This is a genomic window from Pseudoalteromonas sp. SM9913, assembly GCF_000184065.1.
GTDB lineage: Bacteria > Pseudomonadota > Gammaproteobacteria > Enterobacterales > Alteromonadaceae > Pseudoalteromonas > Pseudoalteromonas tetraodonis.
Genome location: NC_014803.1, coordinates 3,305,001 through 3,324,302, shown reverse-complemented (window position 1 = coordinate 3,324,302; position 19,302 = coordinate 3,305,001). Strand labels below are relative to the sequence as shown.

General features: G+C 40.3%; 20 protein-coding genes. All 20 read left to right on the top strand.

Features of this window, described 5'->3' with window-relative positions; all coding sequences use genetic code 11:
• Nucleotides 1-406: 406 nt before the first annotated feature.
• The 20 genes from PSM_RS15260 (at nt 407) to PSM_RS15165 (ending at nt 19,122) form a co-directional block, all read left to right on the top strand.
• A complete protein-coding gene (locus PSM_RS15260) occupies nt 407-856 on the top strand; it encodes a flavodoxin domain-containing protein (protein WP_024601476.1) in 450 nt (149 codons plus the stop codon).
• 428 nt (nt 857-1,284) lie between these two features.
• Entirely contained in the window at nt 1,285-3,174 is a 1,890-nt protein-coding gene (gene mnmG, locus PSM_RS15255) for a tRNA uridine-5-carboxymethylaminomethyl(34) synthesis enzyme MnmG (RefSeq protein WP_013466270.1), read from the top strand.
• Between the two features lie 15 nt (nt 3,175-3,189).
• Nucleotides 3,190-3,810: a 16S rRNA (guanine(527)-N(7))-methyltransferase RsmG gene (rsmG, locus tag PSM_RS15250; RefSeq protein ID WP_013466269.1), complete on the top strand. Its 621-nt coding sequence runs from the start codon at nt 3,190-3,192 to the stop codon at nt 3,808-3,810.
• Nucleotides 3,811-3,824: 14 nt separating this feature from the next.
• Complete coding sequence (locus PSM_RS15245; RefSeq protein WP_008112117.1) at nt 3,825-4,610, top strand: ParA family protein; 786 nt, start codon at nt 3,825-3,827, stop codon at nt 4,608-4,610.
• A 20-nt stretch (nt 4,611-4,630) separates the two neighbouring features.
• Complete coding sequence (locus PSM_RS15240) at nt 4,631-5,557, top strand: ParB/RepB/Spo0J family partition protein (protein WP_013466268.1); 927 nt, start codon at nt 4,631-4,633, stop codon at nt 5,555-5,557.
• 142 nt (nt 5,558-5,699) lie between these two features.
• On the top strand, nt 5,700-6,080 hold the full coding sequence (locus PSM_RS15235) for an ATP synthase subunit I (RefSeq protein ID WP_013466267.1): 381 nt from the start codon (nt 5,700-5,702) through the stop codon (nt 6,078-6,080).
• A gap of 15 nt (nt 6,081-6,095) precedes the next feature.
• Entirely contained in the window at nt 6,096-6,953 is an 858-nt protein-coding gene (gene atpB / locus PSM_RS15230; RefSeq protein WP_013466266.1) for a F0F1 ATP synthase subunit A, read from the top strand.
• 53 nt (nt 6,954-7,006) lie between these two features.
• Nucleotides 7,007-7,240, top strand: coding sequence for a F0F1 ATP synthase subunit C (atpE, locus tag PSM_RS15225; protein ID WP_004335261.1), 234 nt, complete (start codon nt 7,007-7,009; stop codon nt 7,238-7,240).
• 41 nt (nt 7,241-7,281) lie between these two features.
• Nucleotides 7,282-7,752, top strand: a complete 471-nt coding sequence (atpF, locus tag PSM_RS15220) for a F0F1 ATP synthase subunit B (protein WP_013466265.1) — start codon at nt 7,282-7,284, stop codon at nt 7,750-7,752.
• Nucleotides 7,753-7,768: 16 nt separating this feature from the next.
• Complete coding sequence (gene atpH, locus PSM_RS15215; protein WP_013466264.1) at nt 7,769-8,302, top strand: F0F1 ATP synthase subunit delta; 534 nt, start codon at nt 7,769-7,771, stop codon at nt 8,300-8,302.
• Between the two features lie 14 nt (nt 8,303-8,316).
• Nucleotides 8,317-9,858: a F0F1 ATP synthase subunit alpha gene (gene atpA, locus PSM_RS15210; protein WP_013466263.1), complete on the top strand. Its 1,542-nt coding sequence runs from the start codon at nt 8,317-8,319 to the stop codon at nt 9,856-9,858.
• Between the two features lie 59 nt (nt 9,859-9,917).
• Nucleotides 9,918-10,778: a F0F1 ATP synthase subunit gamma gene (gene atpG, locus PSM_RS15205; protein WP_008464174.1), complete on the top strand. Its 861-nt coding sequence runs from the start codon at nt 9,918-9,920 to the stop codon at nt 10,776-10,778.
• A gap of 33 nt (nt 10,779-10,811) precedes the next feature.
• Entirely contained in the window at nt 10,812-12,197 is a 1,386-nt protein-coding gene (gene atpD, locus PSM_RS15200; RefSeq protein ID WP_008464175.1) for a F0F1 ATP synthase subunit beta, read from the top strand.
• Between the two features lie 13 nt (nt 12,198-12,210).
• Nucleotides 12,211-12,633: a F0F1 ATP synthase subunit epsilon gene (locus PSM_RS15195; RefSeq protein WP_008464176.1), complete on the top strand. Its 423-nt coding sequence runs from the start codon at nt 12,211-12,213 to the stop codon at nt 12,631-12,633.
• A gap of 298 nt (nt 12,634-12,931) precedes the next feature.
• Nucleotides 12,932-14,290, top strand: coding sequence for a bifunctional UDP-N-acetylglucosamine diphosphorylase/glucosamine-1-phosphate N-acetyltransferase GlmU (gene glmU, locus PSM_RS15190; RefSeq protein ID WP_013466261.1), 1,359 nt, complete (start codon nt 12,932-12,934; stop codon nt 14,288-14,290).
• Between the two features lie 110 nt (nt 14,291-14,400).
• Nucleotides 14,401-15,345, top strand: coding sequence for a hypothetical protein (locus PSM_RS15185; protein ID WP_013466260.1), 945 nt, complete (start codon nt 14,401-14,403; stop codon nt 15,343-15,345).
• Nucleotides 15,342-15,932 carry a DUF1240 domain-containing protein gene (locus PSM_RS15180; protein WP_013466259.1) on the top strand — a complete coding sequence of 197 codons (591 nt, stop codon included), beginning with the start codon at nt 15,342-15,344 and terminating at the stop codon, nt 15,930-15,932. Before PSM_RS15185 ends, PSM_RS15180 begins: the two co-directional genes overlap by 4 nt.
• A 127-nt stretch (nt 15,933-16,059) precedes the next feature.
• On the top strand, nt 16,060-16,572 hold the full coding sequence (locus PSM_RS15175) for a hypothetical protein (RefSeq protein ID WP_013466258.1): 513 nt from the start codon (nt 16,060-16,062) through the stop codon (nt 16,570-16,572).
• A gap of 3 nt (nt 16,573-16,575) precedes the next feature.
• The gene (locus PSM_RS15170; RefSeq protein ID WP_013466257.1) at nt 16,576-17,181 is read left to right on the top strand and encodes a DUF1240 domain-containing protein; all 606 of its coding nucleotides are present in this window, start codon (nt 16,576-16,578) and stop codon (nt 17,179-17,181) included.
• A gap of 156 nt (nt 17,182-17,337) precedes the next feature.
• Complete coding sequence (locus tag PSM_RS15165; protein WP_013466256.1) at nt 17,338-19,122, top strand: choice-of-anchor I family protein; 1,785 nt, start codon at nt 17,338-17,340, stop codon at nt 19,120-19,122.
• Nucleotides 19,123-19,302: the final 180 nt, after the last annotated feature.

The window sequence follows — 19,302 nt, the reverse complement described above, 5'->3', positions numbered from 1 at the left end:
TTAGCCCGATCTAATCAAATAGATCATTTTTTAAAATTTTTTTCGATCCCAATTTAAGGTTATCAACAAGCTTTATATCCACATTAAGATCAACAAGCATCTATACGTTTATTTTCAATCGCTGGTGGAAAATACTAAATATAAAATCAATGACTTAGCAATAAAACTGCAACTTTAATTGATAGTTAAGCAGAGCTTTCCCCAACCTTATCAACAACTTGATCAGAAGATTACATTTAAAGATATTTTGTTAAACCTTTAATTATCAGGTAGTTAAACAATACATTTAAGTAAAGGCTTAAATAAGTACAAAAATAGTTATACAAAATAGCACTCTTAACTTTACTGTTATACTCACTGGGCTATCATAGGCGGCAATTAAAACTAATAGTGATCACAAATATTCATGAGTTCAGTAAATCTTATCGTTGGTAGTCAAATGGGATCCGCAGAATACGTTGCCGAGCAACTAAGCGATGCGCTTAATAGCCAAGGTATTAATACCCAACTACATGATCAACCTGAATTTAGTGAAATAGATCAGCAAAATACCATTTGGTTAATTTGTACATCAACCTATGGTGCGGGTGATTACCCAGAAAACCTTATTAACTTTGTTGATGAGTTATCTCAAGTTGATGATTTATCGCACTTAAAGTACACGGTCATCGCTTTAGGTGATACCAGTTATGACACGTATAACCTTGCAGGGCGTAATATAGATACGCTTTTAAGCCAAAAAGGCGCGATACAGTTAGCACCGCGGTTAGAACTGAATATTCTTGATGAAGCACTTCCAGAAGATACGGCCTTAGCTTGGTTAGACTCGTGGATAGCAAAAACAGGTCTAAAATAGAAAGATCAAGTAAAAAGTTATAAATAAAGTTACCCACAATTTACTAATAATTTAAAAGATTTTGTGGATAAACACTGATTAAACTGCTTTTTTAACCATGCTTATCCATGGGATAAGATCGAGGCTTGATCGGCCTGTGCATAACAGCCTGTTTTGATCAGAGCTTATTTGCCTGAAGATCCGATCATATTAACACCTTTAGATCCGATCTAATTATATGTTTTTAATCATGATCTAAAGCTTATCAACAGAAAAGCTGATCAGTAGTAGTAATAGTATTAAAAGATCTCTTTAAAAGATCCTTTATATTATTAGAGATCACTTACTTAGATCTTGAGCACTGTTTAATCATTTATCTTCTGCTAATTTCTAGGTAGAATACGCTCCCTTTTGAAGTTTACTGGTTTGATTTAAGTAGGATCCCATTAATGATTTTTCACGAAAATTTTGACGTTATCGTAGTAGGTGGTGGACATGCTGGCACTGAAGCCGCATTGGCAGCTGCCCGTATGGGGATGAATACCCTGCTGCTGACTCACAATATGGATACCCTTGGTCAAATGTCTTGTAACCCAGCGATTGGTGGCATTGGCAAAGGCCACTTAGTTAAAGAAATTGATGCCCTTGGTGGCGCAATGGCTCAGGCTATTGACAAAGGCGGGATCCAATTCCGTACGCTTAATTCTTCTAAAGGCCCTGCTGTACGAGCTACTCGTGCTCAAGCGGATCGTGCTTTGTACAAAGCGGCTATTCAGAACACACTTCAAAACCAAGAAAACTTAAAGATTTTTCAACAATCATGTGATGATCTTATCGTTGAAAACAACCGTGTAACAGGTGTCGTTACCCAAATGGGTCTGCGTTTCAGTGCCCCTAGTGTAGTACTAACCGTAGGCACATTCTTAGGTGGCCAAATTCATATCGGTCTTGAAAACTTTAAAGGTGGCCGTGCAGGCGATCCACCTTCAATTGCATTGGCTGATCGTTTACGCGAACTTCCATTTAGAGTGGATCGTTTAAAAACAGGTACACCACCACGTATTGATGCACGCACTGTTGATTTTTCTAAAATGCAAGAACAACCAGGTGATGCACCAACACCGGTATTCTCATTTATGGGTAAACAAAGTGACCACCCACAACAAATTCCGTGTTACATCACTTACACCAATGAAAAAACACATGATGTTATTCGCAAAAACTTACATCGCTCACCTATGTACTCAGGTGTTATCGAAGGAATAGGCCCACGTTACTGTCCGTCTATTGAAGATAAGATTGTCCGTTTTGCTGATAAAGATAAGCACCAGATATTTGTAGAGCCAGAAGGCTTAACGTCATACGAGTTATATCCTAACGGTATTTCAACCAGCTTACCGTTCGATGTGCAGTTAGAAATTGTGCAATCGATCACCGGATTTGAAAATGCACATATTTGTCGTCCTGGCTACGCTATTGAATATGACTTTTTTGATCCGCGCGACTTAAAACAATCATTAGAAACTAAATTTATTGATGGTTTATTTTTTGCTGGTCAGATTAATGGTACGACCGGTTACGAAGAAGCGGGCGCACAAGGTCTGATCGCAGGTATGAATGCGGCATTACAAGTGCAAGGCAAAGAGTCGTGGACGCCACGTCGTGATGAAGCCTATGTTGGCGTACTAATTGACGACCTAGCAACACTGGGTACAAAAGAACCATACCGCATGTTTACTAGCCGTGCTGAATATCGTTTGTTACTACGTGAAGACAACGCTGATATACGTTTAACTGAAAAAGGCCGTGAATTAGGTTTAGTTAATGATGAACGTTGGCAAGCATTCAACGAAAAAATGGAAGTGATCGCTAAAGAGAAACAGCGTATTAAAGATACCTGGATCCATAAAGATCATGCGGTTGTTGATCAAGTAAATGAATTACTTAAAACGCCACTTGTGCGTGAAGCCAGCTTAGAAGAATTATTACGCCGACCTGAAGTGCGTTATAACGACTTGATGGCCATTGAAGGACTCGGATCTGAGTTTACCAATAAGGCCGCCTTAGAGCAGGTTGAAATTCATACTAAGTACGCAGGTTACATTGCACGCCAGCAAGATGAGATCAATAAGCAGCTTCGTCATGAGGAAACTATTTTACCAAAAGAGTTTGATTATAAAACCGTCTCTGGTTTATCAAATGAGGTTGTTGCTAAGCTAATTGATGCTCGTCCAGACACTATTGGTCAAGCTTCGCGTATTTCTGGTATCACCCCAGCGGCGATTTCGCTATTATTAGTGTATCTGAAGAAGCAAGGCTTGTTGCGCAAAACTGCGTAACGGTAAAGGTACATTGTGTTACAGCAACAATTAACAACTTTGTTAGCGCAAACTGATATTGCGCTAACACAAAAACAACAGCAACAACTTGTTAGCTATGTCGAATTACTCGATAAGTGGAATAAAGCCTATAATTTAACCTCAGTACGTTTACCTCAAGAAATGATGGTTAAACATATAATGGATAGCTTAGTTGTTGCGCCTCACTTGACCGGTCATCATTATATTGATGTTGGCACAGGTCCTGGTTTACCGGGCATAGTGTTAGCTATTGCCTTACCCGATACGCAGTTTGTATTATTAGATAGTTTAGGTAAACGTGTACGTTTTTTAATGCATGTTAAACATGAGCTTGGCCTTGATAATGTGACTCCTGTGCAGTCAAGAGTTGAAGAATATCAACCAAGTGTTAAATTAGATGGCGTACTAAGTCGTGCATTTGCATCGTTACAAGATATGATTGACTGGTGTTCGCACTTAATCGATCATTCAGGTAAGTTCATTGCACTTAAAGGGGTATTTCCAAGTGAGGAATTAGACTCACTCCCTGCTGGTGTTAAGTTTGAGCAAAAAATTGCATTAGAAGTACCCGATTTAGATGCACAACGACATTTAATAATTCTTTCTAAAGACTAGGGATCAGAGACACTGTGGCAAAAGTCATCGCATTAGCAAATCAAAAAGGCGGAGTAGGTAAAACGACCACTGCCGTTAATCTCGCTGCATCTATGGCTGCAACGAAACGTAAAGTGCTGTTAATAGATCTCGATCCGCAAGGCAATGCGACCATGGGCAGTGGCGTCGACAAATATGGTGACGTCCCTACTATCTATGATTTACTCATAGAAGATAAGCCTATTGATGAGGTGATTATTAAAGAAACCTCAGGCGAGTATCATATGATTGCTGCAAACGGCGATGTGACCGCTGCAGAAGTTAAATTGATGGAATTATTTGCTCGCGAAGTACGCTTACGCAATGCACTTGAAAAAATTCAGGATCAGTACGAGTTTATTTTTATAGACTGCCCACCTTCTTTAAATATGTTAACCGTTAATGCCATGGCCGCTGCCGATTCTATTTTAGTCCCTATGCAATGTGAATATTATGCATTGGAAGGATTAACCGCATTAATGGACACGATTACGCAACTTGCTAAGTTAGTTAATCCTAACTTACAGATTGAAGGCATACTTCGTACTATGTACGATCCGCGTAATAGATTAGCAAATGATGTATCAGAACAATTAAAACAACATTTTGGCGATAAAGTATACCGTACGGTGATCCCACGTAATGTTCGACTTGCAGAAGCCCCAAGTTTTGGCGCACCGGCAATGTACTACGATCGAGCATCAAGTGGTGCGAAAGCGTATTTAGCTCTCGCGGGTGAAATGCTACGCAGAAAAGAAAAAACAACTCCCGTTGTCGCCTAACTTTGAGGTAAAAAAATAACATGTCTGCTAAAAAACGAGGTTTAGGCCGAGGACTCGATGCACTTTTAAGTTCATCTAAACCTGCACCAAGCGAAAGCAAGGAACACGACAGCGCCAATGTAACAAACGCAGTTGAAAATGCGGCACAGCCTAGCAACAGTGAATTACAAAAACTACCCATCGAGTTTTTACACTCAGGGAAATACCAACCTCGTAAAGACATGTCTGAAGAGGCACTTGAAGAACTCGCCAGTTCAATTCGTTCACAAGGGATAATTCAACCGATTGTTGTGCGCCCAGTAGCGTATAACAGTTATGAAATTATTGCCGGTGAACGTCGTTGGCGCGCGGCTCAAATTGCCAAGCTTGAGTTTGTACCGTGTATTATTAAAGATGTACCCGATGAAGCGGCCGTTGCTATTGCCCTAATTGAAAATATTCAGCGTGAAGACTTAAACGCCATGGAAGAAGCGATAGCGCTTAATCGCTTGCTTAATGAGTTTGAGTTAACGCATCAACAAGTGGCGGATGCAGTTGGTAAATCGCGTACGACCGTGACTAACTTATTACGCTTAAATAATCTTAATAACGATGTAAAGATATTGTTAGAGCATGGTGACATTGAAATGGGTCACGCTCGTTGCTTATTAGCACTTGAAGGTGAAGTGCAATCAGATGCAGCCCGTTTAGCTGTTGCGAAAGCATTGACCGTTCGCGAAACTGAAAAGCTAGTGCGCTCTATTTTAGAGCCTGCTCCAGCAAAAGAAGTAATAGAAAAAGACCCAGATGTTAAACAGTTAGAGCAACAACTTGCTGATAACCTAGGGGCAAAAGTAGAAATAAATTACAACAAAAAAGGCAAAGGGAAGTTGGTTATTTCTTACACTAATCTTGACGAGTTAGACGGTATTTTAAACCGTATCAATCAAGACTATTCCCACCATTAATTCATTGGATGTCTAAAAAGGGACATTTACAGCGATTTTGTGTTACAAAGCACCTACTCAAGTTGCAAAACTGGCAGGATTAAGTATAATTTCGCCAGTTTTCATACCCTGACAATTAGAGCGTCATAAAGGTTAATTAAAAGTGACTAATAAGTTAGCAGGCCCGTATAGGCTTGCCGCATTAAAATTAATTTGCCTTCAGGGATTTGTAGCCCTTTTAGCTGCACTAATAATTTTTATAGGTTGGGAAACCAATGCCGCACTTTCAGCATTAGCTGGTGGCGCTGTCGCAGTACTTCCTAACTTTGTATTTGCGCTTTATGCATTCAGATATATGGGTGCAAGTCGAGCAAATCAAGCGTATGCCTCGTTGAAACGCGGCAACGGATTAAAATTTATGCTAACAATCGTTTTGTTTGCACTAATGCTAAAGCTTTATCCGGTAGTTTTATTACCTTTCTTTTGTGCTTATGTGTTGGTGTTGTTTACAGGATTGTTTACACCCGTTTTTTTTAAACATTAACTTTTGGGATATAACATGGCTGCAGAAGAAGTTACTCTATCTAGCCATATTCAGCACCACTTAACCAATGCTAAGATGTGCTCGACCGACGCTGGTCTTGCCTTCAATAAAGCATGTACGGATAGTGGTTTCTGGACATGGCATGTAGATACCCTCGCATGGTCTATCGGACTAGGTCTAATATTTTTATGGATCTTCCGTAGTGCCGCAAAAAAATCAACTCTGGGTGTACCTGGAAAATTTCAGTGTTTCATTGAAATGGTTGTTGAGTTCGTTGGCGACAACGTACGTGATACCTTCCACGGTAAAAGTAAGCTAATTGCACCATTAGCATTAACTATATTCGTGTGGATATTCTTAATGAACTTAATGGATTTAATCCCAGTTGACTTCCTACCAGCATTTGCCGGCTTTGTTGGCGAAACTGCATTTGGTATGGATTCACACGACGTATACATGAAAATTGTACCAACTACAGATATCAACATGACCGCAGCACTTGCGCTGGGCGTGTTCATTCTAATGATTGGTTACTCAATAAAAATAAAGGGTATCGGCGGTTTTATTAAAGAACTAACACTTCATCCGTTTAGTTCAAACAATACAGCTATGCAGATTCTTTTAATCCCATTTAACCTATTACTAGAGCTTATCGCATTGGTTTCTAAGCCGTTTTCACTGGCACTGCGTTTGTTCGGTAACTTATATGCAGGTGAGTTAATCTTCATCCTTATCGGTGCAATAGGTTTAATGCAACTACCGTTGCACTTTGTATGGGCTGTATTCCATATCTTGGTAATTGTATTGCAAGCATTCGTATTCATGATGCTTACAATCGTATACCTAAGCATGGCAAGTTCGGATAATCACTAATTTATAACTTTTAATTTTTACTTTTAATTACAATTGAAACTTTGGAGAAAAAAATGGAACTAGTATTAGGTCTTAAGTACATCGCAGTAGCTTTACTTATCGGCTTCGGTGCAATCGGTACAGCAATCGGTTTTGGTAACATGGGCGGTAAATTCCTTGAAGCATGTGCGCGTCAACCTGAGCTTGCACCATCGCTACAAGTTAAAATGTTTATCCTTGCTGGTCTAATCGATGCTGTAGCAATGATTGGTGTTGGTATCGCGATGGTATTGTTGTTCGTACTTTAATTTTATTTTTTGAACAGCTTACTATTTAAGGAGGAGCGGTTGTGAACTTAAACGCCACTCTTATCGGTGAATTAATTGCGTTTACGGTGTTCGTATTATTTTGTATGAAATACGTATGGCCACCACTAAACGGTGCAATTGAAGCTCGCCAGAAGAAAATCGAAGATGGTTTAGCTGCCTCTGATAGAGCCGAAAAAGACTTAGAACTTGCGCAACACAAAGCTGCAGAACAGCTTAAAGATGCAAAGGCTCAAGCGGCTGATATCATTGAACAAGCTAAAAAGCGTGCCGTGCTAATTGTTGACGAAGAAACTGTTCGTGGTCAGCAAGAGCGTGAAAAAATTATTGCTCAAGGGCACTCTGAAATTGAATCAGAGCGTAACCGTGTGACAGAAGAGCTACGTAAGAAAGTAGCAACTCTGGCTGTGGTTGGCGCAGAAAGAATTTTAGAGCGCGAAATCAATCAAGCCGCACATAGTGACATCGTTGAAAAACTTGTCGCTGAGCTGTAATTAGGAGGGTATGAGCATGTCTGAATTGACTACTATCGCTCGCCCATACGCTAAAGCGGCTTTTGAACTTGCCGTTGAAAAAGGCACCATTGAAAGTTGGAATGACATGTTGTTCTTTGCTGGCCACGTTGCCAGCAATGAACAGGCATCAACCATTTTAGCTGGATTGCCTACTGCTACTGCACAAGCTGAGTTATTTATTAACTTATGTGGTGAGCAGCTCAACGAACAAGGTCAGAACCTAGTTAAGGTGATGGCTGAAAATGGACGTTTGATTGCACTACCTGAAGTTGCTCATTTATTTTCTGCTTTAAAAGCAGACTATGACAAAGAAATCGATATTGACGTGATTTCGGCAACGCCTCTTGCTGCAGCGCAGCAAGAATCATTGGTAGCGGCACTTGGAAAACGTTTCGCACGCAAAGTTAAGCTGAATTGTAGTGAAGACGCTACAGTTGTTGGCGGCCTTATTATCAAGGCGGGTGACACTGTAATTGACGGCTCTTTACGCGGTAAATTAAATCGCTTAGCCACAACACTACAATCGTAATTGGGAAAAAGAGCATGCAACTTAATTCCACTGAAATTTCAGATCTGATCAAACAACGTATTGAGAAGTTCGAAGTTGTAAGTGAAGCTCGTAACGAAGGTACAATTGTATCTGTTACTGACGGTATCATTCGCATCCACGGTCTAGCTGACTGTATGCAAGGTGAGATGATTGAGCTTCCTGGCAACCGTTATGCTATCGCACTAAACCTTGAGCGCGACTCAATTGGTGCAGTAGTAATGGGTCCTTACGCTGACCTTACTGAAGGCGTAAAAGTATACACAACTGGTCGTATCTTAGAAGTGCCTGTTGGTGCGGGTCTACTTGGTCGTGTTGTAAACACACTAGGTGCTCCTATCGATGGTAAAGGCGCTTTAGATAACGACGGTTTTGAACCTGTAGAAAAAATTGCACCAGGTGTAATCGAGCGTCAATCAGTAGATGAGCCAGTGCAAACTGGTTACAAATCTATCGATGCAATGATTCCAGTTGGTCGTGGTCAACGTGAGCTTGTTATCGGTGACCGCCAAACAGGTAAAACTGCACTAGCAATCGATGCAATCATCAACCAAAAAGACACAGGCGTTAAGTGTGTGTACGTAGCGGTTGGTCAAAAAGCATCTACTATTGCTAACGTAGTACGTAAATTAGAAGAGCACGGTGCACTTGCAAATACTATCGTAGTTGTAGCATCTGCTTCTGAATCTGCGGCACTTCAGTACTTAGCACCGTTCTCGGGCTGTACTATGGGTGAATACTTCCGTGACCGTGGTGAAAACGCATTAATCGTATATGATGATTTATCTAAGCAAGCTGTTGCTTACCGTCAAATCTCATTGCTACTTAAGCGTCCACCAGGCCGTGAAGCATACCCAGGTGACGTATTCTACCTTCACTCGCGTCTTTTAGAGCGTGCATCACGTGTAAACACTGATTACGTTGAAAAATTCACTAACGGTGAAGTGAAAGGTAAAACAGGTTCATTGACGGCATTGCCTATCATTGAAACTCAAGGCGGCGACGTTTCTGCGTTCGTACCGACAAACGTTATCTCTATCACCGATGGTCAGATCTTCTTAGAAACTGACTTATTCAACTCAGGTATCCGTCCGGCAGTAAATGCTGGTATCTCGGTATCGCGTGTTGGTGGTGCTGCACAAACTAAAATCGTTAAGAAACTAGGTGGCGGTATCCGTCTAGCCCTAGCTCAATACCGTGAATTAGCTGCGTTCTCGCAGTTCGCGTCTGACCTTGATGATGCTACTCGTGCTCAACTTGAGCATGGTGAGCGTGTAACAGAGCTAATGAAGCAGAAACAGTACGCGCCAATGTCTGTTGCTGAAATGTCTTTGTCGTTATTCGCAGCTGAGAAAGGTTACTTAAAAGACATCGAAATCGCTAAAATTATGGATTTCGAAGCGGCTTTACTTTCTTACGCAAATAGCACATACGCAGAGCTTATGGCTCAAATCAATGAAACTGGTAACTACAACGCCGAGATCGAAGCGCAGCTTAAAGAACTTCTAGAGAAGTTCAAGTCTACGCAAACTTGGTAATTTAGTTATTAATGGTGTGCTTTATATCTTAAAGCACACCTTGATTCGGAGAGAGAGTCATGGCCAGCGGAAAAGAGATTAAAAGCAAGATCGGCAGTATTAAAAATACTCAAAAGATCACTAGCGCAATGGAAATGGTTGCTGCGTCTAAAATGAAAAAGGCGCAAGAACGAGTGGCTTCAAGCCGTCCATACGCTGAAAAATTACGTAAAGTGATTGGTCGTGTTGCTCAAGCAAATCTTGATTTTACTCACCCGTTCTTAGAAGAACGTGAAGTAAAACGAGTTGGTTATATTGTTATCTCTACTGACCGTGGTCTGTGTGGCGGTTTAAACTCAAACGAGTTTAAAAAAGTCGCATTAGAGATTAAAGCGTGGAAAGAAAAAGGCGTAGATGCTGATTTTGCTACTTTAGGTAGTAAAGCAGCTGGCTTCTTTCAACGTTTTGGTGGTCAAGTACTTGCTAAAAAAGCAGGTCTTGGAGATAAGCCTTCAGTACAGGACGTAATTGGTCCAGTAAAAATAATGCTAGATGCATTCTCTGAAGGTAAAATTGACCGTTTATTCCTGGTATATAACAACTTTGTTAATACCATGAAGCAAGAGCCAATAGTAGATCAGTTACTCCCTTTGCCAAAAGCTGAAGAAGAAGTATCTACACATGCGTGGGATTACTTATATGAACCAAACCCAGAGGCTATTTTAGAGTCTTTGTTAGTACGTTTCATTGAGTCTCAGGTATACCAAGGTGTAGTTGAAAACGCTGCCTCTGAACAGGCTGCCCGCATGGTTGCAATGAAAGCTGCAACTGATAATGCCGGTGACCTTATGGATGAGTTACAGCTTGTATATAACAAAGCTCGCCAAGCAGCAATCACACAAGAAATTAGTGAGATTTGTTCTGGTTCAGCAGCAGTTTAATGCTTCAGGCAAAGATTAACGAGAGGAATAGACATGAGTTTAGGTAAGGTCGTCCAAATTATCGGCGCCGTTGTGGATATCGAATTTCCACAAGACAGCGTGCCAGCCGTATATGACGCGCTAAAAGTAACAGATGGCGATTTAGCTGGTTTGACTTTAGAAGTTCAACAGCAGCTAGGTGGCGGTGTGGTACGTACTATCGCACTAGGTACTACAGACGGTTTACGTCGTGGTGCTGCAGTAGCAAACACAGGCGAAGCAATTCAAGTTCCAGTTGGTACTAAGACCCTAGGTCGTATCATGAACGTACTTGGTGAGCCAATTGATGAAGCAGGTCCAATCGGTGAAGACGAGCGTATGTCTATCCACCGTGCAGCGCCTACTTACGAAGAGCAATCAAGCTCAGTAGAACTTTTAGAAACGGGTATCAAGGTAATCGACCTTGTATGTCCATTCGCTAAAGGTGGTAAAGTTGGTTTATTCGGTGGTGCCGGTGTTGGTAAAACCGTAAACATGATGGAACTTATCCGTAACATCGCAATCGAGCACAGCGGCTACTCCGTATTCGCAGGTGTTGGTGAGCGTACTCGTGAGGGTAACGATTTCTACCATGAAATGAACGATTCAAACGTACTTGATAAAGTATCGCTTGTATACGGTCAGATGAACGAGCCACCGGGTAACCGTTTACGCGTAGCGTTAACAGGTCTTACTATGGCTGAGAAGTTCCGTGACGAAGGTCGCGACGTACTTTTCTTCGTAGATAACATCTACCGTTACACACTTGCGGGTACAGAAGTATCAGCACTTCTTGGTCGTATGCCATCAGCGGTAGGTTACCAGCCTACACTTGCTGAAGAAATGGGTGTACTTCAAGAGCGTATCGCATCTACTAAGACAGGTTCAATTACTTCAATCCAAGCGGTATACGTACCTGCGGATGATTTAACGGATCCATCTCCAGCAACAACGTTTGCTCACTTAGATGCAACAGTGGTACTTTCACGTGATATCGCATCACTAGGTATCTACCCAGCGGTAGACCCTCTTGATTCATCTTCACGTCAGCTTGATCCACAAGTAATCGGTGAAGAGCACTACGGTATAGCGCGCGGCGTTCAAACAGTTCTTCAGCGTTACAAAGAGCTTAAAGACATCATCGCGATTCTAGGTATGGACGAGCTTTCTGACGAAGATAAGCAACTTGTATCTCGTGCACGTAAAATCCAGCGTTTCCTATCTCAGCCATTCTTCGTGGCAGAGGTATTTACAGGTGCGCCAGGTAAATACGTTTCACTTAAAGACACAATTGCAGGCTTCAAAGGTATCTTAAACGGTGAGTTTGATGATATGCCAGAGCAAGCGTTCTACATGGTTGGCTCTATCGAAGAAGCTCAAGAAAAAGCCAAAAGCATGTAATTAGGAGGGTAGTATGGCAGCTATGACTGTACATCTTGATGTAGTAAGTGCTGAAGAGAAATTATTTTCTGGTTTAGTAGAATCTATTCAAGTATCTGGTAGTGAAGGTGAGTTAGGTGTTAACGCCGGTCACGCCCCACTACTAACTGCCCTTAAACCTGGTATGGTACGTTTAGTTAAGCAATTTGGTGAAGAAGAACTCATCTATATTGCTGGCGGTACACTAGAAGTTCAACCGAACATAGTGACCGTACTTGCTGATACAGCTGTTCGTGGTGAAGACCTAGACGAAAAAGCTGCAGAGCAAGCTAAGCGTGACGCTGAAGCCCAAATGGCAAAAGGCGCATCTGCTGAACTTGATTACAATCAAGCAGCAATGCAACTAGCTGAAGCAATTGCTCAGCTACGCATTATTCAGCAATTACGTAAAAAGTAAGCCTATCTGGTTTTTAAAAGCCCACTTTATGTGGGCTTTTTTGTGCCAATAACTAACTACTTCAGCCTATCTGTAAATAAATTGATCGTTATGGCTAATATCTCATCATTATTACTTATATCTGCACGCGATCCTCGCTACAATAACCCTATTCTATTAGGTGTTACTTTGCTTAAGTTAAGATTCAGTAGTCATTGCTTAGCCTACTGAGTATTTGCACATGATGTGACTTACGTAATCTACTATGCAGCACACTTATTCTATTAAGCTAAAACAACGGAAAAAGGAAATTGTTTTAATGTCTTTAACAACGGTTATTCTTGCAGCGGGTAAAGGTACTCGTATGCGCTCTGCTCTTCCTAAGGTACTGCATAAAGTGGCAGGTAAACCTATGGTGCAACACGTTATCGATAATGCCAACGCGCTAGGTGCGACATCTACTAACTTAGTTTATGGTCATGGCGGCGAACTATTACAACAACAATTAGCCGATAATAACGTAAATTGGGTGCTGCAAGCTGAGCAACTAGGCACAGGCCACGCAGTGGCACAAGCAAACCCTCATATTAACGACGACGACACTGTACTGGTTTTATACGGTGACGTACCTTTAACTAAGCAATCGACACTTGAACGTTTATTAGCAGCAACACCTATGAATGGCTTAGCAGTTCTTACTGTTAACCTTGCAAACCCAAATGGCTATGGGCGTATGCTACGTGTTGATGGCAAGCTAGTGGGTATTGTTGAACAAAAAGATGCAAGCGCAGAGCAACTACTTATAAACGAAGTAAACACCGGCATTATGGCGGTTAATGGTAAGCTTTTAAAAACATGGTTAGGTAACCTATCTAACAATAATGCTCAAGGCGAATACTACCTCACAGATATAGTTGCAATGGCGCATAGTGAAGGGGTGGAAATTACATCAGCACAACCAGATCACCCAATGGAAGTTGAAGGTGCAAATAACCGCGTACAACTTGCAGGATTAGAGCGTGCTTATCAAGCATGGCAAGCAGAAGAGCTGATGCTAAATGGTGCAACTCTTGCCGACCCTGCTCGCATAGATGTACGTGGCGACGTTAAAACAGGTGAAGATGTCCTCATAGATATCAATGTTATTTTTGAAGGTACAGTAACCTTAGGTAATAACGTACAAATTGGCCCTAACTGCGTACTTAAAAACTGTAGCATCGGCGATAATGTTGTTATTAAAGCCAATACATTGATTGAAGATGCATCAGTTGCAGCTCATTGTACCCTTGGCCCATACGCCCGCCTTCGCCCTGGTGCAGTAATGGAAGAAGACTCCCACATTGGCAATTTTGTCGAAATGAAAAAAACCCGTTTAGGCAAAGGCTCTAAAGCAAACCACTTAAGTTACTTAGGTGATGCTGAAATTGGCGAAAAAGTGAACATTGGCGCAGGCACGATTACCTGTAACTACGATGGCGTGAATAAAGCCAAAACCATTATTGGCGATAATGCCTTTATTGGCTCTAACTCATCACTGGTTGCTCCTGTAAATATTGGTGCTACAGCAACTGTAGGTGCAGGTTCTGTTATTACCAATACCGTCGCGGATGATCAGTTAGCCGTAGCACGTGGCAAGCAACGCAATTTAGATGGTTGGAAACGCCCAGTTAAAAAGTGATTTTATAAGTACCTAAAAGCGAGCTTTTTTTGCTCGCTCTTATTGCCTTTGTCCATAAAATACTTACAATGCTAAGTTAATGGATTAACAATAGACAATAAGGATTTACTATGTCTGCTCATGCTCGTCGTGCAATTGCACAAAGACAACGCCAACTCCAAATAAAAACGCTTCTTGCCGGTAACAACCATACTCTATTACTAATGAATTCAGCAGAGTTTGTTGATTACATTATTTCTGTAAAAATGAAACAAGGTAAATCTCGTTCTGAAGCGGTTGACTGGATTGATGGTGTATTAGCACAGCATAACTCAGCATCGAGTATTTGGGAGCGAATAAAAGATCCTCTAAAGACAGGCGCAGGCCTTTATCCTCTATTTGATGATATGAAGGCATTAGCCATTATAGCTGTTGCAATGCAGCGCCAAGGTAATGCTTTCGGTAAGTTTAAAATAAAAATTTACAATGGCTCTCCTGCTATTATTATCAGTTCTTATCCTGGAATACGTGCTCACCTTACGGGTACCCGTTATTTGGCGAGTAACCCTAAGCTATTCACTATAGGAGTGGGTAAGCTCGAAGCAGCCAAAGCGATGAAAACCGGCTTCGTTGTTAGTTTAATTATTTCAGTGACATTTCATGCAATCGACCAGGTTTTAAATGACCAAAAAACATGGCATGACTTAGTTGCTGGAATTGCTGTTGATATGGCAGTGGTTGGAGCTGCTATTTTAACTACTAGTACAATATTAGGTGCTGCGGGAGCTGCATCAGCAGGTTTAGCAACAATAATTGCAGGTTCAGTTTTAGTTCCTTTGTTGGTCGTTGTAATTGTTGGGGTTGCTTTCTCAATTGCATTTTCGGATACAAGTGATTATGTAAAAGTACTTTCTGAAGAATTAAGAAACATCGAAAGTAATATACAAAGTGGTGTATTTAAAATTAGGGCTGGAGCGCAGAAAATCAATAACGAATACAAAGAAAGTCCAAATGAATTTTTACATAAAATTTTTGGAGTTCCTATTTTTAATAAAGCTAGGTCTTATAACTTGTGAAATTTTTAGAATGGAAAAAAGCAGATAAAAAGTTATCTCTTACAAATATGAAAGAAATAGCATCTATTTTTTTCTTATTAATTGTTAGTGGAGGACTGTGCTATAAAATAGCCTTAAACTTTTTTTCCGAAGTGGAAACTATATTTTTAGTTAGTCAACCTCAATTTTTTATAAAAGAGCAAGCTACTATACTTTTATCTTTTTTATTATTGCCTTGCTTATTTTTAATTTTTTTATCGACCCTACAGCGTTTTTTGGGATTTGATATAGAATTAACTTTAGTTAATGCATTTAAAAGTGCTGTTGTAGGTTTAATTGTTTTATTAATTCTATCAATCCCGACTAACATAGTTATAGAAGCTAATTTAAAGAGCAAAGGCTACATTTATTGTAATTGGTACACTGGTGCTTCAGTTCGTGATCCTGATGTTTGGTTGAAAAACGATGAGTTATGCTTACAAGATGGCTCTGTAATCACTAGTGATATTTATGATTGGTTTGAAATGCATAATGAGCAAGGAACTGAACCGACTCTAAATGAATTAGAGTCTTTTATTAAAAAGACAAGAATGGAACTTGGTAGATAAAATAAAGCAGACCTAATAATTCGGCTATATGTTCGAGATGTCTACAGCCAGAATTTTGCAATGGCTACCCACAGTCATAATTGACTCTTATCCTGGAATACGCGCTCACCTTACAGGTACCCGTTATTTGGCTAGTAACCCTAAGCTATTCACTATAGGTGTGGGTAAGCTCGAAGCAGCCAAAGCGATGAAAACCGGCTTCGTTATTAGTTTAATTATTTCAGTGACATTTCATGCAATCGACCAAGCTTTAAATGACCAAAAAACATGGCATTACTTAGTTGCTGGTATAGCTGTAGATATGGCCGTGGTTGGAGCAGCTATAGCTACGACAGTGGCTGTAACGCATATTGCAACGGCCTTTGCTGGGGCTGTTATTGTTATCAGTGCTGTAATACCCCTTATTATTGTTGTTAGTGTAGGGCTCGCTTTTACTGATCTCACAATGGTTTTTTCAACAGACCCAATCGTAGATGCTATCGCATTTAAGCTGAGAAAAATTGAAAGCGATATTAGCTCTGGAATAATTAACATAAATAAAAAGCTGAAACAGGGTTTTTCTGAAGATCCCTATGCCTTTTTTAATTCTTTATTTGGGTTGCCATCTATAAATCTAAATAGTAATAAAAATGAGCTATAAACAATGTCTATTTTAGAATGGGAAAAATCCGAGGAACGTTTTACAGAACAAAGCTTCGAGCATAAATTAACTGTTGTGATAGGCCTGTTTGCTTTTATATTATTTACAATTGCTTTATTTTACTTCTCTTATTATGGGTTTGTTGAAAATGTTTATTTTGATGAGTCGCTTTATTATATTCGAGAAAGCGGCTTGTTGGCTCCGATAATAGTAATGGCTCCATTTCCTGTTTTAATGACAATTGCAGGTTTACAAAAAGTATTGAACTTCCGCAATGAAAAAACAATAAGGTTAATGGTAAAGCTTATGCTGCGCGCAATACCTTTATATATAATTTTATCTATTGCTAATAGTTTTTATATTGAGTCTAAATTAACACTCGAGGGATATAGCTTTTGTAATTGGTATACCAGTCCATCATTAAGAGATCCCGATGTTTGGCTAAAAAATGATGAATTATGCCTACAGGGTGGTTCCGTCATAATCAGTGATGTTACCGATTGGTTTGAACAGAAAAACCAACAAGGTATTGAACCTTCCGTTGATGAGTTAAAAGAGTTTATAAAAATAACTCGAAAAAGGCGCGATGATTATATAAATAATATGTAGCGGCCAGTCCGTTTTAATGAGTAACAGGCCAAGCCCTATTAAAGCGAGTTTTATACTCGCTTTTTTATTGCTTAAATATTCTATAAATAAAAGTGCCATACTGTTGTCATCCCTGTGTGTTGATATTTAACTAATACAACACTAAGGAAAACAATAATGTTAAACAAATCAATAATAGCCCTTTCTTTGCTATCACTATTAACTGGTTGCTCACTAGATGGTGATGACGGTCAAAATGGCGCACAGGGTGTACAAGGTACAGCGGGTAATAATAGCGAAAACGGCACTAATGCAAATTCAGGTTTAAATATCAATCTTATTGGCCGCGCAGTACTCAATGCACAAAGCCCAGAGGGTGCAGCTGAAATAGTCGCCTACCAAGCCTCTAAAAAGTGGATTTATGCAATTAATAGCTCTGGCGATGAGGCAGTTGTGAATATAATTCCTGCCGATACGTTCGACACTGCAGCATTAGTAAAAGATAACGAAGGTATTGTAACCGCGACCAACTTAGCCTCTGCCATTACGCTCTCACTAAATGAAAATACGCCTGGTGATGCAAACAGCATAGCTATCGATGCAAATAACCAATTATTAGCGGTAGCAATGGCTGCTACAAACGTGGGCGAAGCTGGCCAAATAGCGTTTTACAATATTGGCGGAGATACACCAGTATTTATTAAAAATGTAACTGTAGGTGCCCTACCCGACATGGTGACATTTAGCCATGATGGTGCAAAAGTAGTGGTTGCTAATGAAGGTGAACCTAATGGCGACTACAGTATCGACCCCGAAGGCACAATTAGCATTATCGATATCAATAACGGCACTATTGCCGATACCGCTTTGAGCATAAACTTTCAAGCTTACAATAATAAGCAAGCAGAATTAGAAGCGCAGGGCTTAGTGTTTGCCAATCCTACTGGACGTACTATTAATGGTAATTTAATAAATACCACGGTTGCGATGGATTTAGAGCCAGAATATGTGAGCATTTCCAAGGATAATAAATACGCTTATGTCTCTATTCAAGAAAATAACGCTCTAGCCATCATCAACCTTGAAGATAATTCCCTTGAGCTAAAAGGACTCGGTTTTAAAGATTGGTCAAACTTACAATTTGACGCTTCAGACAAAGACGGCGGTGTTAACTTTAAATCATACCCTGGTTTATATGGCATGTATCAGCCAGATACAATTGCAAGTTTTAGTTGGAAAGGAGCCAACTTTATTGTATCTGCCAACGAGGGTGATGCACGCGAATACTTTTTTGATGCAAGCGATGAAGCTGATTGCATCGCTCAGGGCGGCCTTGATTATGACGCTAAAGATGGGTGTTTGGCATATATAGATGAAAGCCGCGCAGAAGATCTAGCTCTCGCAGCTAACTTCGATTACTTAAATAACGATGATAACGACATTGGTCGTTTAAAAGTTACAACAGTAAAAGGTGATAAAAATAACGATGGCCAATACGAATCGCTTTATGCTTATGGCGCACGGTCATTTACCATTTGGGATAGCAATGGGCTGGTGGTGTTTGACTCAGGCGATCAAATTGCACGAGTAACGGCTTCTGTTCATGGCAATGCATTCAATAATAATGAAGATGAAAATAAAGGCGATACACGTTCAGATGATAAAGGGGCAGAACCCGAAGCGCTAACATTAGGTGAGGTTGGCGATAGGTTATTTGCTTTTGTTGGCTTAGAGCGTATGGGCACAATAATGGTGTTTGATATAACCAACCCTTACGATGTGAAATTTCAAGACTACTTTTATAATCGTGGTTTAGAACCAAGTGCAGATATAAGTGGCGATCTTGCTCCTGAAGGAATGACATTTGTTCCTGCAGCGCAAAGTGCAACAAACGAAGCACTGCTTATAATCGGTAATGAAATCTCAGGCTCAATTGCCGTATGGGAAATAACAACTCAGTAATTAGTAAAGTTTTAAGTAAAAGCGATGTAGCGGTTATCTATAAATCGCTTTTACTTCCTCCCCTCTCAATAATCATGCCTTATGTGAATGCTTTTTAATCAAAAGCAGCCCTGCAGCCCTTTGTTTGTATGGATATTGTACTAAATTGAAATTAATTTAATAAAACTGAAATAAAGCATT